Consider the following 15782-nt stretch of genomic DNA (forward strand, 5'->3'; position numbering starts at 1 on the left):
TTAAAACGGAAGTGGCGGCCGAAAGAAATCACGCACCGGAATGCCCGATTTTTTACGCCGCCCATATCGTTTCCTGCCGGGATATTAAAAAGCCCCATGCCGCCCTCATTATTTCCTGTCCGGCAGCCATGGCTAGCTGCCGCGTCCCAGTTTAAAACCGGGTTTATGGTATTCCACGTGCCCGAGATCCATCATTTTCCATCGGCCCCCCCAGGTCAGGCCGACCTGCTCGGCGACCTGGCCGTACAACTGGTAGCCGCGCATCGCCCACGGATCTTTCTCGGAAATGACCAGCTTGCCGTCGCGCAGGAATGCGTTGTCGGCCGCCAGCCCGAATTGGTGATAACTCTGGAAGGCCGCCGCGTTGGTCACGTTGCCGCCCATCTGCGCCAGCCGGTTTTGCCGTTCCGGGCTCCGGTAACCTTCCAGCAGCGCCATTTCATAACCATATTGTTCGTGCATGATCTTGTAGACCAGCAGCAAACGCGTACGGAAATCCGGATCCAGCAGGTTCCAGTCCCGGCTCGCATCCTTCAGCGCCGGGCGCACCTGTTCGACTTCCTTGGTGGCGAAGACTTCCGGCGGCAGCGGCGGCGGCGGCACGAGCTGTTCGCCCTGCAGCAGCGCGGCGATCTTCTCGTCGGGCACGCGCGCCGTGTCGTCGTACTGGAACAGTTGCCGGCCGCGTAACGCAATGGCGACCAATGGCGGCGTCGCAAGAATACCTGCCGATACCATAATCATCAAGCGCCGGCGAACCAGTAAATTTTGCACATCGTTTAAAGCGCCGCGCGTAACGCTTGCCGATTTAACAATCTGACTTCGCGTACGCGTGGCGCGATCGTGCGCACGGCGCGTAAGACGGCCGTGAAACTGGGCAACCGATTCGAAAACGGTCGCGCGGATACCCGGTAAAAGCAACAGTGCCGCAACCGCGACGGCAAGGGCGAAATAGGCGACGAGTGCGACGGCAATCAACGAAATCCCCGGAAATTGGAATTGATTGTGTTTTGCAATGCTTGCTCTTAGAATCAGGCTGCTTCGAGAGGCCGGGCTATATTATCGCGGTGAATTAAACCAGGATTCAATGAGACGCTGAATGAGTGCGCCGGAAAATTCAAATTCGAAAACTCCGCCCAGCCTGCTGTCGGATACTAAACCGGCCAGCGACGGAGGAGCTCAGCAGTCGCGCATTCTCGCGAATCTGGAAGGACGTGTCACGCCGCCGGCCGAATCTCCGCGCCGTTCGCTGAAGGCGCCGATCGCGGCCGTCGTCGCATTGGTGGTTGCCGTCGGCGGCTGGGGCGCGTGGCGCATGCAGCAGCATCCGGGCGAGCAGGCCGCCGTCGTCACGGCCGCCGCGCCTGCGGCAGCTGCGCCGGCCAAGGCCGCACCGGCCAGCGACGCCGCCGTCCAGGTCGCGCAGAATACCGCGCCCGCCGCGCAGCCGGCCACGATCGTCAACGACGATTCGGCCTCCCAGACCGTTGCATCCGCATCGTCCGCGTCCGCCGCGGACAACAGCCGCCTGTCGCGCGCGCTCGCCAGCGGCGCCGACGACGCATCGGGCGCGGCCACGGCCGGTGCTGCCGCAGCCGCCACGGCCGCCGCGGCCGCGACGACCAAAACCGCGAAAGCCGACGCCGCGAAGAGCGCGAAGGTCGCGGCGCATGGCAAGGCAGAGACGAAGGCCGAAGCCCGCAAGCATCGCAAGGAACAGGAGGCCGAGCTCGCACAGGCGAAGAAGCGCCACGATGCGACGCCGACCCGTACCGCGAGCGCGAAGGCGGGCGGGAAGGACGATCCGGATGCCGATCTGCTCGCGGCGCTCGTCGCGCGCACGAAGCCGGCCGACAAGAAACTCGCCGCGCAGAAGGGGCAAGCCGTGCCGACCAAGACGGCGGCGACGGCCGGCTCGCTCGGGGCGCGCGTGAAGGAGTGTTCGGAGCGCGGTTTCTTCGAGGATCAGCTGTGCCGCTGGCGCGTCTGCGACGGCCACTGGGGCAAGGATCCGGCGTGCCCGAGCGCCGCGCAGTCGGAGACGCGGCAGTAACCCGTCTTGCACGAGCCGTCATGCCGTACCTGCGCCGCCCGTTGGGCGGCGCGTTGCTTTTGGGGCAGGGAAGCAGCCGGTATGATGCCGCGTGACGCTGTCACGCGTGCGTCACGCCCGTCGGGCATACGTCTCCTTTCTTTTTCCCGGCGCGGGCCCGCGACCCGCGATGTGCCGCGCGCCGCACGACCTTCGACACGATGGACCTGATCGTTCAGACTTACGGCGCCGATACGTCCGGCATGGTGTGCGGATTCCGCTTCGTTCCGGGCGGATCCGGCGCGCCGCTCGATGCCGACGCGGCCGCCGAGTGGCTGCACACGTATCGCGCGCACGATGCGGCCGTGTCGGGCGATTTCGTCTGGCTGCACTTCAATCTGGCGCACGGCGCGAGCGAGCGCTGGATGCGCTCGCATCTCGCGCTGCCCGACAGCTTCTTCGCATTCCTCCACGAAGGTTCGCGCTCGACACGCATCGAGCAGGAGGACGGCGCGTTGCGCGCGGTCGTCAACGACGTGATGTTCAACCTCGAACTGACGCCGTCGGAGATCGCGACGCTGTTCGTCCACGTCGAGCGGCGCATCATGGTCACCGCGCGGCTCAAGCCGCTGCGCTCGGTCGACACGCTGCGCGCATGCGTGCGCGACGGCGAGCAGTTCCGGTCGCCCGCGGAACTGCTCGTGCACCTGCTGCGCGACCAGGCCGACCTGCTGATCCAGATCATGCGGCGCACGAGCGTCGACGTCGACCGCATCGAGGATCGCTTCCTGTCGCAGCGGCTCACGTCGAGCCGCATCGAGCTCGGTGCGATGCGCCGCACGCTGACGCGGCTGCAGCGCATGCTCGCGCCCGAGCCCGGGTCGATCTTCCGGCTGCTCGCGAAGCCGCCCGCGTGGCTGCACGCGGAAGACGTGCAGGAGCTGCGCGAATCGACCGAAGAGTTCTCGCTGGTGCTTGCCGATCTGTCGGGGCTCAACGAGCGGATCAAGCTGTTGCAGGAAGAGATCGGGTCGCGCCTCGACGAGCAGAACAACCGGACGCTGTTCACGCTGACGCTCGTGACCGTGATCGCGCTGCCGATCAACATCGTCGCCGGCTTCTTCGGGATGAACGTCGGCGGTGTGCCGTTCTCGGAGAACAAGCACGGCTTCTGGCTGATGGTGCTGCTCGTCGCGGGCTTCACCGGGCTCGCCGCATGGTGGGCGTTCCGTCGTCGCGACGACCGTTAGCGTCGGCGGGTACCGCCGGTGTGCGGGTTGTGCGGTGCAAGCTGGACGGTATTCGTTCGGATGCCTACAATCCGCAAAAAAACAAACCGAGGGCAACCGCCATGACGAACCGATACACTGCCGAACGCGGCATGCCGAGCGTGCCGATGTGCGGCCGCTCGACCATCACGCTGCGCTTCGACGGCCGCGTGCTGACCGTGTCCGGCGGACTGAGCAGGGTCTATCCCGGCGTGTCCGGCCAGCCTGACGGCAAAGGGCGATTCGACTATTCCGTCGAGCGCCAGCAAAAGAGCAACGGCGGCCCCATTCCGGCCGGTCATTACTGGGTTCAGCCGTCTCAGGTGTGGACCAATCACTGGTACAACGTGACGCCGCGCGACGGGTGGGGCGATCACCGGCTCACGATTCACGTGCTGCCGGGCACGCAGACCTATGGCCGCGGCGGCTTCTTCATCCACGGCGGCACGCATCCCGGTTCGGCCGGCTGCATCAACCTGCATGCAGGCATGGAAAAGTTCGTCACGGAGATCGAGTCGGCCCTCGCCGATTCGCCCGACTGCTTCCTTCCGCTGACGGTGCAGTACTGACATGCGGGCACGGCGCATCCTGGTCGGTGCGGTGCTGCTCGTGGCGCTGGCGCTTGTCGTCGCGTTCAACGTGGCCAATGTCAGCGAGGCGTACGGCGACGGGCCGCCGTACTACGCGCGCACCGTCAACATGGACAAGTGGCGCGATCCGCTGCCGGTGCTCGGCGTGGTCGACGCGCTGATGCTCGTCGCGATCGGCGCATACGCGTACTGGCTGCGGCGGCGCGGCGGCGCGGGCCGCTGACAGGCGCGCTGCCGCCGCTTCAGCGCAGCAGCGCGATCGCGCGCTCGCCGATCACCATCCCGAGCAGGCCGACGAGCGCGACGAGCGGCGGGGCTGGCGAGCGCACGTGCAGCAGCGCGTACAGCACGCCGACACCGAGGCCCACCACAAGCGAAGCCACGTAATCCGTCATGGCGGTCTCCCGTGCGGCCAGGTGTCAGGGCTTGAGGATGACGCGCTCGCGCGCGCCGGCCAGCACCGCGCGATACGCGTCGTGCGCGCGCTCCAGCGGGTACACGTAGTCGTCGCCGATCGGAAACGGGCGCAGCGTGCCGTTGCCGAAACCGGGCGCGAGCGTGTCGAGGATCTGCGCGACCGCGGCGCCGTCGAGCTGGATCGAGTCGACCCCCACGTACGTGTGCTGGCCGCGATAGAACGAGAAGATGTCGAACGGCACGCTGCGGTCGATCGTCGAGATGAAGATCTGCCGCGCACCGATCGCCATCGACGCGTTCGCGGCTTCGAAATACGGGCTGCCGACCGTGTTGTAGACGATGTCCGCGCCGTGGCCGCCGGTTGCGGCGCGCACCGCGTCGGCGACCGGCCCGCTCGACGCATCGATCATGTGCACGTCGCCCGACGCATGGCCGCGATAGCCGCCGGGCCCGCGCTCAACGCCGATCACGGTGGCGCCGCGCGCGGTCGCGAGCTGGATCGCGGCCTGGCCGACCTTGCCGTTCGCGCCGAACACGAGCACGACGTCGCCGGCGGCCGGCATGCCGGCCCGGCGCAAGCCCTCGTACGCGGTGACGAACGGCACGCCGATGCCGGCCGCTTCGTCGAGCGTCAGCACGCCCGGTTTGCGGCGCACCAGTGCCGCGTCGAGCACGAGCCATTCCGCATGCGAGCCGTTGCGCCCCACGCCAAGGTCGCCGCCCGAGCCCCACACGGGCGCGCCGATCCATTCGGCAGGACCGCTGCGCACGATGCCGGCCCAGTCACGCCCGGGCGTGCGCGGCCACACCGCGTGCGGCATGCGCCCGAGCGCGGCCTTCACGTCGCTCGGGTTGACGCCGGCCGCGCGCACCTCGATCAGGAGCTGGCCGTCGGCCGGCACGGGCGGGTCGATTTCCCTGACGCGCGCGTCGAGCGACTCGATGTCGGCGGCGGGCGCGTCGAAGCGGATGCTGCGCATGATGATCTCCGTGAAGGATGGTTGCCGTGCGGCCCGGCGGGCCGGCGCGTGCAACGGATGAAAAGGATGAATGCAGTCTAGTCGGCCCGATTTGACGCGGAAACACGCAAAGGCGGATGATTGTTTTGCGATTTATGCATAGCAAAACCCGAAGCCCCCGAATGGACGACTTCCTTTCCCCGCATCTGGCGCTGTTCGTCGAAGTGGTCGACCAGCAGAGCTTCTCGGCGGCCGCGCGCCGGCTGGGCGTCGCCGCGTCGTCGGTCACGCGGCGCATCGACCGGCTCGAGGCGCAGCTCGGCATCCGCCTCCTGCATCGCACCACGCATGCGCTGCGGCCGACCGAGGCCGGGCAGTTGCTGTACGGGCGCGCGACGCGGATGCTGGCCGAGCTGCGCGGCCTGCAGGAAGACCTGCACAGCCAGCACGACGAGCCGAGCGGGCTGCTGCGCGTCGACTGTCCAGCGCCGTTCGGCCGGCTGCACCTGATGTCCGCGCTGGCCGCGTTCATGCAGCATCATCCGGCATTGCAGGTCGACCTGATGCTGACGGACAGCATGGTCGACCTGCAGGGCGCACGGCTCGGCTCCGACGTCGATCTCGCGGTGCGCATCGGCCCGCTCGAGGACACGCGTTTCGTTGCGACGGTGCTGGCACCGCAGCGGCGCGTGCTGTGCGCGAGCGCGGCCTACCTCGCGCGGCGCGGCGAGCCCGATTCGCCCGACGCGCTCGCCGGGCACGACTGCCTCGCGTGGCAGGGGGCACCGCCGCCGGGCGCGTGGCACTTCGGCGACCGTCGGCACGCGCCAGCGCAGCCGCGGTTTCGCAGCAATCATTCGGAGGCGTTGCTCGAGGCCGCGATCGATGGTCTCGGGCTCGCGCATCTGCCGACCTGGCTTGCGGGGGACGCGCTGCGCGACGGACGGCTGCGCGCGGTGCTCCCGCAGTACGCGGCGACGCCCGAGCCCGCGACGATCCACGTATTGCGCCAGCAGGCGCGCGGCAGCGCCCGCGCATCGCGGCTCGTCGCGTTCCTGGCGACGTGGTTCGCGCAGCCGGCGTGGGACGCCGCTTGGGCGTGACGGCGAGCGGGTGCGTGGGGCGATGCGGCGACAGGGCCGCGCCGAAATAAAAAAAGGGCCTCGCTCGCGAGGCCCGTCAAAGGTCGGGGAGACTGGTACGCCGGCCGGCGCCGCGGGTTGGGCGGCACCGGTCGGGCGCAACCCGTTACTGCGTCACTACCTTGCGCGGCTTGAAGATGCCCTGGTATTGCAGTGCCGGGCGCTCCTTCGTCGTCGGCGCGATGCCGTCGAAGGTCGGCGTCTGGCGCAGCTTCATCGCGGCCGGCGAAGCGACCGAACCGATCGACGTCGAGCGCGAAGCCGGTGCGAGGTTGTTCGCGACGAGCAGCGCGGCCTCGCTCTGCAGGTTCGACAGCAGCACCGGATCGGTCGAGCGGTTGACCTGCGTGAGCAGCCCGCTCCAGGCCGCGTCGCTGTAGTTCACGACGTAGTAGTCAAGCCCGCTCGGGTCCGCGACCACGCCCGTGCAGCCGTCGATCCGCGTCTGCGTCTGCGTATCCTTCAGCGCGAGCGTCGTGCGTTTTGCGAGACCCTGGCCATACGCGAGCGTGATCGGCACCGTCCACTGCAGGCCCGGATACGCGTTCTTGTTCGGGAACGGCTGCTGCTTCAGCGTGACGATCGTCTGGTTCTTCGTCAGGTCGCACTGCGTGTCGAGCGAGATCAGCGGCACGCCGGTCTGGCGCACGTAGCTGTCGCCGATCGCGCCGATCGACTGGCCGCTCTCCTTCGACAGCGCATCCCACAGGCGCTTCGGCGTGCCGTTGCCGAACGAGTAGTCGACCAGGTACTGCTGCAGACCCTTGCGCAGCGTCTGTTCGCCGAGATAGTTCTCGAGCGTCTTCAGCACGTGGCCGCCCTTGTCGTACGTGAACGCGCTCGCGCTCAGCACGAAGTCGTTCGACGCCCAGCCGTTGAAGTTCGGCGCGACCGGGAACGCGTTCGGGCCGATGTCGCGATTGATCACGCGGTACTTGTTCTTCACCTGGTCGAGCCAGCTGAACTCGTTGGGGAAGAATTGGATCGTCGTCTTCGTCTCGAAGAACGTCGCGAACGACTCGTTGAGCCACACGTTGTCCCACCAGTCGGTCGTGACGAGATCGCCGAACCACTGGTGCGCGACTTCGTGGGTCAGCACCTCGTTACCGTAGTGCGACATCGGCTGGCCCGGCTGCGGCAGGATGTCGTCGGCGAATTCGAGGATCGACCCCCAGTTCTCCATCCCGCCGAAATTCAGGTCCTTCTGCTCCTTGAACGCGTCGTTCGCGGCCACCGTGTCGAACTTCGTGAGCGGCAGCGCGATGCCCGTGTAGCGGTAGTAGAAGTCGAGCGCCTGCTTGGTGCGGTCCATCGCCGGCTTCGCCCAGTCGCTCATGCCCGGCGGCGTGAACACGCGCAGGTGCAGGCCGCCCTTGCCGCCCGGCAGCGGGCTGGTGAAGTCGTCCTCGTAGGTGTCGAACAGGCCGCCGCCGAAGAACAGCAGGTACGACGGCATCGGCGGGGTCTTGTCGAACTGCACGAGCTTGTAGCCGCCGCCGATGCTGGTCGACGGCTTCTCGGCCGCGTTCGACACGACGCGCCAGCTTTGCGGCACTTCGGCCGTCACTTCATAGGTCGGGCGGAATGCCGGCTCGTCCCAGCCGGGGAACCACTGGCGCGACAGGTTGGTTTCGCCTTGCGTGAGGATCGCGCCGCTCGTCTTGCCGTCGGTGCCCTTCAGGTCGACGCGGAAGATGCCTTCCGCGGCCGAGCAGCCCGGATACGGATCGTTGCCGCAGCTGCCGCCCGTCTTCGCGACGGGATCGTCATACGACTTGAAGTTGATGATGCCCGACCATTCCATGTGCAGCGAATAGGTGCCCGGCGAGATCGTGCCGCTCACGGGGCGCAGCTGATAGAAGTCGCCCTTGTCCTGCGGCGTCGCGATCAGCTGGATGTTGCCCGGCTGCAGCGTGATGCGGCCGTTCGTGAACTTGATCCGGTGGCCGGCGATCACGATGTTGTTGACCGGCTTCAGCACCTTGATCTCGACGTCGGCGCGGCCGTCGAACGCGTTAAGCGCTTCGTTCGGGCGGAACCACAGCCGGTAGTTCACGGGCACCACGGTGTCCGGCAGCTCGACAGGCGATACGCTCTTGTCGACGTTGGATGCGCTCGGCGGCGCGGTGACGGCGGGCGACGAGCCCGGTTGCGGCGCGCCGGCGGAGCTGAGCGCGGAAGCCGAGCCCACACCGCCATCGTCGCCGCCGCACCCGGCGAGCGCGAGTGCGGCAACGAGCGGCAGATAACGCATCTTGCGAATGTTGATCGACATGACTGAAACCTCGATTGTAGAAAGAATCGTTCAGTGCTGCGAAAGCGCCGGCAAAAGCAAGCCCCTCGCCGTTAATCAACAGCGAAGAAAATGCTAATGACGGATTATTCGAAAAGACGGCGGCCGACTACGTATAGGTAATCATGGTTTACTGCCCCCTCTGGATTTCCGGATGTCGGTTAACTTGCCGGTTCAAAATGGCCAGACGCGTGTTGTACTGAATTGATTTCGCGCGCACGACACGGAGCCGCACGCCCGGCACGGGCGCGCAATCCCTTTGAATCGACGACCTACGGGGCTGGCCGGGCCCGGCCACCGGACGGCAGGAAGGCGTGTCGCCATTCCGTAAAATCACCGTCATGCGGCTTCAAGGTTTGTCGGCTTGCTCGAAGGATGCGTAAATATACTTGATGGTTTTAGGTAAAGGAAACGAAAAATTTAGAAAGTGCGCCTATTGATTTCTGCGCGCTTGATTGAATGCTGGAAGTCATTAATGCGCTTTCCGTTTAGCTGGTGATTTCGTAGTTTTAATCTATTAACGATCTTGCGTGGCTGCGAAAACTACGAATCCCGGCGCGACGGGGCGTGCTCGGTACAATGCTTCGACGATTCGATCACCGATTGCCGCGAGGAGGCCCTCCCATGTCACGTGCCCTGTTCCGTATCGCGCCGCTGCGCGCCGTGCTGCTGCTGTGCGCCGCGGTGTTCCTGCTCGGCGGTTGCGCGGCGCTGTCGCGCGACCCCGTGCGCGTGACGGTCGTCGGGCTCGACCCGCTCGTCGGGCAGGGGCTCGAGATGCGTTTCAGCCTGAAGCTGCGCGTGCAGAACCCGAACGATGCGCCGATCGAATACGACGGCATCTCGGTTGCGCTCGACCTGAACGGCACGGCGTTCGCGAGTGGCGTCAGCGATCGCTCGGGCACCGTGCCGCGTTTCGGCGAGGCCGTGCTCGACGTGCCGGTTTCCGTGTCGGCATTCGCGGCCGCGCGGCAGGCGTGGAACCTGCCCGGCGCGGCCGCGAACGGCGAGTTGCCGTATGCGCTGCGCGGCCGGCTCGCGGGCGGCGTGCTCGGCACCGTGCACTTCAACGACGCGGGGACGCTGCGCATGCCAGCGATGCCGGGGTGGGGCGGCTGAACGGCGCGCCCGATCGCGGGTCCGTGCGCGCGCTTTGCCGCGCGGGCAAAGCGCGGTATGGTGTGAGCCGCGCGGCGCGACGCCGCCGCCTGTTGAAGCCAACCGTAACCGAGCTCGCGTGACCGATTTCCCCGTTTTCCACTGGACCGACGCCGACGGCGTCGATCATGACGTGCGCTGGCGCTCCGAAGCCGGTGTGCAACCGCCGAAGCGCGCGGTGTCCGCCGACGACCGCGTCACTGCCGATGCGGCCTACCGCCTTGCCTGCGAGGGCACCGCGCTCGTCTGGCAGGGCGATTTCCAGAATGCGCGCCAGCTCGTGCAGGCGATGGCGCGCCGTGTCGAACGCAAGCCGAAGAAAGCGAAAGAGGCGAAAGCCGTGGCCGGCGTCGACGCGTTCAACCTGCATCGTCTCGCGCAGTCGCAGCGGGCCCGCACGCTCGGGATGCTGCTGATCCCGCTCGACGCCGACTACACGATCCCGCTGCGCCGCGCGCCCGACGTGCGCGCCGCATGCGAGGAGGCGTACGGGCCCGGCGGCGCGCCGTCGGTCGTGTCGCTGCGGGAACTGCTCGGCCTCGTCGGCGCGCATGAATGGCGCAAGAAGGGCGTGCCGATCCCGGCGCTCGGCGGCGCGCCGATCCATCCGTACTACGGCGTGTTCTCGCCGGTGCGCGGCGAATACGTCGAACTCGTCGCGCGCGCGAAGCTGCCGGCGACGTCGCTCGCGTTCGACATCGGCACGGGCACCGGCGTGCTCGCGGCCGTGCTCGCGTCGCGCGGCGTCGAGCGCGTCGTCGCGACCGACCAGGATGCGCGGGCGCTGGCCTGCGCACGCGAGAACGTCGCGCGGCTCGGTCATGCGGATCGGGTCGACGTCGTCGAAGCCGACCTGTTTCCGGCCGGCCGCGCGCCGCTCGTGGTCTGCAATCCGCCGTGGGTGCCGGCCCGGCCGAGCGCGCCGATCGAATACGCGATCTACGATCCCGACAGCCGCATGCTGCGCGGTTTCCTCGCGGGGCTCGCCGCGCATCTCGAACCGGGCGGCGAGGGCTGGCTGATCCTGTCCGATTTCGCCGAGCATCTCGGCCTGCGATCGCGCGACACGCTGCTGCAATGGATCGACGAAGCGGGCCTCGTCGTGCTCGGCCGCGACGATATCCGCCCCGCGCATCCGAAGTCGACCGATGCCGACGATCCGCTGCACACGGCCCGCCGCGCCGAGGTCACATCGCTCTGGCGGCTCGGCGCCCGAGCCTGACCGCGCATTTTCGGTAAACTGTCGCCATTCCTCACGAATTCCCGCCGCCGGGCCGTGGTCGACCGACCGTGGCCCGGCGCCGCTTCCAGATGTCGAACAAGACCCACGAAATCCGTCCGGAGCAGTCCGTCGAGCTGCTGAAGGAACTGCACATCCTCACCCGCGACGGGAAGCTGAACCAGGACAGCCGCCGCAAGCTGAAGCAGGTCTATCACCTGTTCCAGTTCATCGAGCCGCTGCTCGCCGGCGTGCAGGCCGACAAGGGCAGCGTGACGCTCGTCGATCACGGCGCCGGCAAGTCGTATCTCGGCTTCATCCTGTACGACCTGTTCTTCAAGCAGCAGCCGGGGCACGGCACGCCGGCGTTCGCGTCGCACGTGTACGGGATCGAGACGCGCGAGGAGCTCGTCACGCGCTCGGCCGAGCTGGCCGCGCGGCTCGGGTTCGGCGGCATGTCGTTCCTGAACCTGTCGGTCGCCGATTCGATCACGTCGCCGCAGCTGCCCGAAACGGTCGACGTCGTCACCGCGCTGCACGCGTGCGACACGGCGACCGACGACGCGATCCGCTTCGCGCTCGCGAAGCGCGCGCAGCACATCGTGCTCGTGCCGTGCTGCCAGGCGGAAGTCGCGGGCGTGCTGCGCCGGAACAAGGGCAAGTCGCTCGCGAATGCGCTGACCGAGGTATGGCGGCATCCGCTGCATACGCGCGAATTCGGCAGCCAGATCACCAACGTGCTGCGCTGCCTGCAGCTCGAAGCGCACGGCTATCAGGTGAGCGTGACCGAGCTGGTCGGCTGGGAGCATTCGATGAAGAACGAGCTGATCATCGCGCAGTACAAGAACCTGCCGCGCCGGCGGCCCGGCGAGCGGCTGAACGAGATCCTCGGCATGTTCGGGTTGGCCGAACTGAACGAGCGCTTCTTCGTGCCGGAAGCCGCGGCGGCGGACGGCGACGCCGTCGAGCCCGTCGAGGGCTGACGCGCGGACGGCCGGCGCGGCGCACGTTGCACGCCGCGTCAGACGTCGTCGCCCTGCCGGCGCATCCATTCGCGCCAGCCGTCGTGGCCGAGGCGGCGCAGCGTTTCCTGATTCCTTTCGTAGATCGCGGACGCGTCCGGGAACGCGTCGACCGCGCGCGCGATGCTGTCTTCGCGCAGCAGGTGCAGGATCGGATACGGCGCGCGGTTCGTATAGTTCTCGATGTCGTCGGGTTCGCTGCCTTCGAACCGGTAGTGCGGATGGAAGCTCGCGATCTGCAGCACCCCGTCGAGCCGCAACTGCTGCACGAGCCGGTCGGCAAAGAACAGCGCATCGTTGTAGTCGACGAAATCGGCGAACGCATGCGGGAAGATCACGAGCGTCGTGTCGACCTGCTGCGGGTCCGCCGCGTCGAGCGCGCGCAGCTCGGTTTCGAGCTCGGTGAGCGCGTCTTCCAGCGTCGTCGCTGCGCTGATCGCGTAGCGCACCTGTTCCTTCACATAGACGCTTTTCGCGAACGGGCACAGATTGAGCCCGATCACCGCGCGCGCGAGCCAGTGCCGCGTGGCGGCGAGGATGTCGTCGTGCGATTCGGGGCGGGTGTCGGTCATCGTGAAATCAATCAGGCGGGAAAGCGGCGAGGGCCGCATTGTAGCGGGCACGCCGGGGCTGGGCGTGCGCGGCGCGTCATGCGCACGCGGCTTCGATCAACTGCGTGACGAGCGCCGGCGCGGTGCCGATCGGCGTTTCGCCATGCCGGTAGGTCTGGCTCGCCGCATAGATGCCTTCGACCACCAGCGCGAGCGCATCGGCGAGCGCCTTCGGCTGCCGCGCGCCGGCGCCTTCGCATAGCGCGACGAGCCGCTTCATCAACTGTTCCTTGTTCTGCGCGACGCGCTCGCGGGCCGGGTGCGACGTATCCGGGAATTCGGCGGCGACGTTAACGAACGGGCAGCCACGGTAGTCCTTCTGTGTCGCGCGCTCGGCAAGATCGACGAAATACTGGATCAATTGCGCCTTCGGCTGGCCCGGATGCTTCGCGGCGCTCGTATCGAGACGCTCGAAGAAGCACGCGTCCATCCGTTCCAGATACGCGAGGATCAGCTCGTCCTTCGACGAGAACTGGCGGTACAGGCTCATCTTGTTGACGCCCGCGCGCTCCACGACCGCCTCGACGCCCACCGAGCGAACGCCCTCCTTGTAAAACAGCTCCTCGGCGGCGCGCAGCAGGTGCTCCTGCGCGGTGGCTCCGTCGATCGACCGGCGCGTGCGGCGCGCAAGCGGTTTGGCGATCTCGATGCCCGACATGATGACCCTCGACTGCGTGATGAATTGCTTGACATGTTACCGACTGGTAACTACGATCGCAACACAGTTGTGACCGATCGGTAACAATGCCGGCCGGATCGACAGACAAATGCCAAGCATCGGCCCGGGTCAGCCGATGCGGTGTGCGGCGGAGGTGGCCTGGCTGGGTGGGGTGGAGCAGGTGCGATGGCGCCGGAGCCGCCAACGGGAGAGCATGAAGATGAATTGGGTGGTGACACGAATCGGCGGGCGCTTCCACTACGGATGGCTCGCGGCGGCGGTGGTATTCCTGATCCTGCTGGCGGCAGCCGGCACGCGCGCGACGCCGAGCGTGCTGATGGTGCCGCTCGAGCGCGAACTCGGCTGGAGCCGCGCGACGATTTCGCTGGCCATCTCGGTGAACATCGCGTTGTACGGCCTGACGGGCCCGTTCGCGGCCGCCGCGATGCAGCGCTTCGGGCTGCGCCCGACGATCCTCACCGCGCTCGTGACGATGAGCGCGGGCGTCGCGCTGTCGTCGATGATGACGCACAGCTGGCAGATGGTCCTGATCTGGGGCCTGATGGTCGGCTGCTCGTCGGGCGTCGTTGCGCTGACGCTGTCCGCGACCTTCGTCACGCGCTGGTTCCATGCGCGTCGCGGCCTGATCATGGGCATCCTGACCGCGAGCACCGCCACCGGCCAGCTCGTGTTCCTGCCGATGCTGGCGGCGATCGCGCAGCACCATGGCTGGCGGCCGGTCGTGCTGGTCGTCGCGATTGCGGCCGCGATCGTGATTCCGCTGGTCGCGTTCCTGTTGCCCGAACGGCCGGCCGACGTGAAGCTGCGCCCGTACGGCGAGCCGGCGGATGCGCCGCCCGCGCCTGACACGACGAAGGAGAACCCGCTCGCGGTCGCGTTCCGCACGCTGCTGACGGCCAGCCGTTCGCGCGACTTCTGGCTGCTGTTCTTCAGCTTCTTCATCTGCGGCGCGAGCACCAACGGTTATGTGGGCACGCACCTGATCGCGATGTGCAGCGACTACGGGATGACCGAAGTGCAGGGCGCGTCGCTGCTCGCGGCGATGGGCGTGTTCGACCTGTTCGGCACGACGCTGTCGGGCTGGCTGTCCGACCGCTACGACAACCGCGTGCTGCTGTTCTGGTACTACGGGCTGCGCGGGCTGTCGCTGATTTACCTGCCGCACGCGTTCGGGATCGATTTCTTCGGGCTGCCGCTGTTCGCGATGTTCTACGGGCTCGACTGGATCGCGACCGTGCCGCCGACCGTGCGGCTGGCCACCGACGTGTTCGGCAAGGCCGCGGCGCCGGTCGTGTTCGGCTGGATCGTCGCCGGCCACCAGCTCGGTGCGGCGTTCGCGGCACTTGGCGCGGGGATGCTGCGCGCGAGCCTCGGTACCTACACGATCGCCTCGATGATCTCGGGCGGGCTCTGCATCGTCGGTGCGCTGATCGTGCTGCGGATCAACCGCGGTCCGTCGCGCGCGGCCGCGCAGGCCGCCTGACCGCGGCGGCCCGGCCGGCCGCGCGGCCTGCGGCCGGCCTATGCAGGCACGATGATTTGCATAGCGCGGGAGGATCGGGCGCGTAATGGCTCAAGCGGGTATGCTTGCGGTTTGCCGGGGCGTTCGCGCCCCTTCATCGATGTCAGCGAGGAACCGCATGTCCGTCAAACCTGCTCCCACCACTGTTTCGATTCACGATCTGATCGCGGGCCGCTGGAGCCCGCGCGCGTATTCGGATGAGCCGGTCAGCGCCGGCGATCTGCACGCAGTGCTCGAAGCCGCGCGCTGGGCCCCGTCCGCGTACAACGCGCAGCCGTGGCGTTTCATCGTATTCGATCGCACGCAGGACGAAGACGCTTTCAAGCGCGCGTTCGCGACGCTGGTGCCGTTCAACCAGGGCTGGAATGCGCCGGCACCCGTGCTGATCGCGGTGACCGCGCACACGCTCACGCCGAAGGGCGAGCCGGCGCCGACCGCGCTGTACGACGCGGGCGCCGCCGCGATGTCGCTGGTGCTGCAGGCGCATGCGCTGGGCCTGGCCGCGCACCAGATGAGCGGTTTCGACGCGAAGGCGTTCCGCGACGCGTTCGGGATCCCGGCCGACGTCGCCATCCCGGCGATCATCTCGATCGGCCACTACGGCAACGTCGACAAGCTCGATCCGGTGCTGCGCGATCGCGAGAAGGCGCCGCGCACGCGCCATGCGATCGGCGAGGTCGTGTATGCGAGCGCGTGGAAGAAGAGCTTCGACGCGGCAGCCTGATCCGCCAGGCGGGCGGGCTGCGTCGTGCAACCCGTCCGCGTGTCTCCCCGGCGCGCCAGGCCGCGCGCCGGTGCCACCGAAGCCCGTTCCGCGGCACTGGTGGCTAGCCCGGTTGTGATCCCGCGGGCTTCATGTTAAAAAGCCGG

At 67.5% G+C, this 15782-nt stretch carries 15 protein-coding genes and 1 pseudogene; 10 read left to right on the plus strand and 6 right to left on the minus strand.

All coding sequences use genetic code 11. The annotated features are described in order from the left end of the window. Positions 1-132: 132 nt before the first annotated feature. Complete coding sequence (locus tag H3H55_RS02145) at positions 133-978, minus strand: M15 family metallopeptidase (RefSeq protein ID WP_193097537.1); 846 nt, start codon at positions 976-978, stop codon at positions 133-135. Positions 979-1099: 121 nt separating this feature from the next. On the opposite strand from H3H55_RS02145, the gene H3H55_RS02150 reads away from it, so the two are divergent. The 4 genes from H3H55_RS02150 to H3H55_RS02165 all read left to right on the plus strand — a co-directional run bounded on the left by H3H55_RS02150 (position 1100) and on the right by H3H55_RS02165 (position 4113). Further along, entirely contained in the window at positions 1100-2053 is a 954-nt protein-coding gene (locus tag H3H55_RS02150) for a phage tail protein (RefSeq protein ID WP_129513587.1), read from the plus strand. A 200-nt stretch (positions 2054-2253) separates the two neighbouring features. After that, positions 2254-3282, plus strand: a complete 1029-nt coding sequence (locus tag H3H55_RS02155; RefSeq protein ID WP_193097538.1) for a transporter — start codon at positions 2254-2256, stop codon at positions 3280-3282. Positions 3283-3383: 101 nt separating this feature from the next. Next, positions 3384-3869, plus strand: a complete 486-nt coding sequence (locus H3H55_RS02160; protein ID WP_193097539.1) for a L,D-transpeptidase — start codon at positions 3384-3386, stop codon at positions 3867-3869. 1 nt (position 3870) lies between these two features. Continuing rightward, positions 3871-4113, plus strand: a complete 243-nt coding sequence (locus H3H55_RS02165) for a hypothetical protein (protein WP_193097540.1) — start codon at positions 3871-3873, stop codon at positions 4111-4113. Positions 4114-4135: 22 nt separating this feature from the next. Here H3H55_RS02165 and H3H55_RS02170 read toward each other — a convergent pair. Then, a pseudogene (locus tag H3H55_RS02170) lies at positions 4136-4285 on the minus strand (DUF1427 family protein); the annotation flags it as partial. A gap of 24 nt (positions 4286-4309) precedes the next feature. Beyond that, on the minus strand, positions 4310-5287 hold the full coding sequence (locus H3H55_RS02175) for a quinone oxidoreductase family protein (RefSeq protein WP_193097542.1): 978 nt from the start codon (positions 5285-5287) through the stop codon (positions 4310-4312). 161 nt (positions 5288-5448) lie between these two features. Here H3H55_RS02175 and H3H55_RS02180 point away from each other — a divergent pair, with 161 nt between their 5' ends. Next, the gene (locus H3H55_RS02180; RefSeq protein ID WP_193097543.1) at positions 5449-6369 is read left to right on the plus strand and encodes a LysR family transcriptional regulator; all 921 of its coding nucleotides are present in this window, start codon (positions 5449-5451) and stop codon (positions 6367-6369) included. A 145-nt stretch (positions 6370-6514) separates the two neighbouring features. On the opposite strand, the gene H3H55_RS02185 is transcribed toward H3H55_RS02180, so the two are convergent. After that, entirely contained in the window at positions 6515-8683 is a 2169-nt protein-coding gene (locus H3H55_RS02185; RefSeq protein ID WP_129513591.1) for a M1 family metallopeptidase, read from the minus strand. Positions 8684-9325: 642 nt separating this feature from the next. Here H3H55_RS02185 and H3H55_RS02190 point away from each other — a divergent pair. The 3 genes from H3H55_RS02190 (at position 9326) to H3H55_RS02200 (ending at position 12061) form a co-directional block, all read left to right on the plus strand. Beyond that, a complete protein-coding gene (locus H3H55_RS02190) occupies positions 9326-9820 on the plus strand; it encodes an LEA type 2 family protein (RefSeq protein ID WP_129513593.1) in 495 nt (164 codons plus the stop codon). A 118-nt stretch (positions 9821-9938) separates the two neighbouring features. After that, positions 9939-11081: a methyltransferase gene (locus tag H3H55_RS02195; RefSeq protein WP_193097544.1), complete on the plus strand. Its 1143-nt coding sequence runs from the start codon at positions 9939-9941 to the stop codon at positions 11079-11081. Positions 11082-11170: 89 nt separating this feature from the next. After that, positions 11171-12061 carry a class I SAM-dependent methyltransferase gene (locus H3H55_RS02200; RefSeq protein WP_129513595.1) on the plus strand — a complete coding sequence of 297 codons (891 nt, stop codon included), beginning with the start codon at positions 11171-11173 and terminating at the stop codon, positions 12059-12061. Between the two features lie 38 nt (positions 12062-12099). Here the strand turns inward: H3H55_RS02200 and H3H55_RS02205 are convergent, their stop codons facing one another. Beyond that, on the minus strand, positions 12100-12672 hold the full coding sequence (locus H3H55_RS02205; RefSeq protein ID WP_193097545.1) for a DUF1415 domain-containing protein: 573 nt from the start codon (positions 12670-12672) through the stop codon (positions 12100-12102). Positions 12673-12748: 76 nt separating this feature from the next. Beyond that, on the minus strand, positions 12749-13369 hold the full coding sequence (locus H3H55_RS02210; protein WP_193097546.1) for a TetR/AcrR family transcriptional regulator: 621 nt from the start codon (positions 13367-13369) through the stop codon (positions 12749-12751). Positions 13370-13589: 220 nt separating this feature from the next. On the opposite strand from H3H55_RS02210, the gene H3H55_RS02215 reads away from it, so the two are divergent. Both H3H55_RS02215 and H3H55_RS02220 read left to right on the plus strand, forming a co-directional pair. Then, positions 13590-14873, plus strand: coding sequence for an MFS transporter (locus tag H3H55_RS02215; RefSeq protein WP_193099436.1), 1284 nt, complete (start codon positions 13590-13592; stop codon positions 14871-14873). Between the two features lie 157 nt (positions 14874-15030). After that, on the plus strand, positions 15031-15636 hold the full coding sequence (locus H3H55_RS02220; RefSeq protein ID WP_193097547.1) for a nitroreductase family protein: 606 nt from the start codon (positions 15031-15033) through the stop codon (positions 15634-15636). Positions 15637-15782: the final 146 nt, after the last annotated feature.

This window comes from Burkholderia sp. Z1 (assembly GCF_014893795.1).
Taxonomy (GTDB): domain Bacteria; phylum Pseudomonadota; class Gammaproteobacteria; order Burkholderiales; family Burkholderiaceae; genus Burkholderia; species Burkholderia theae.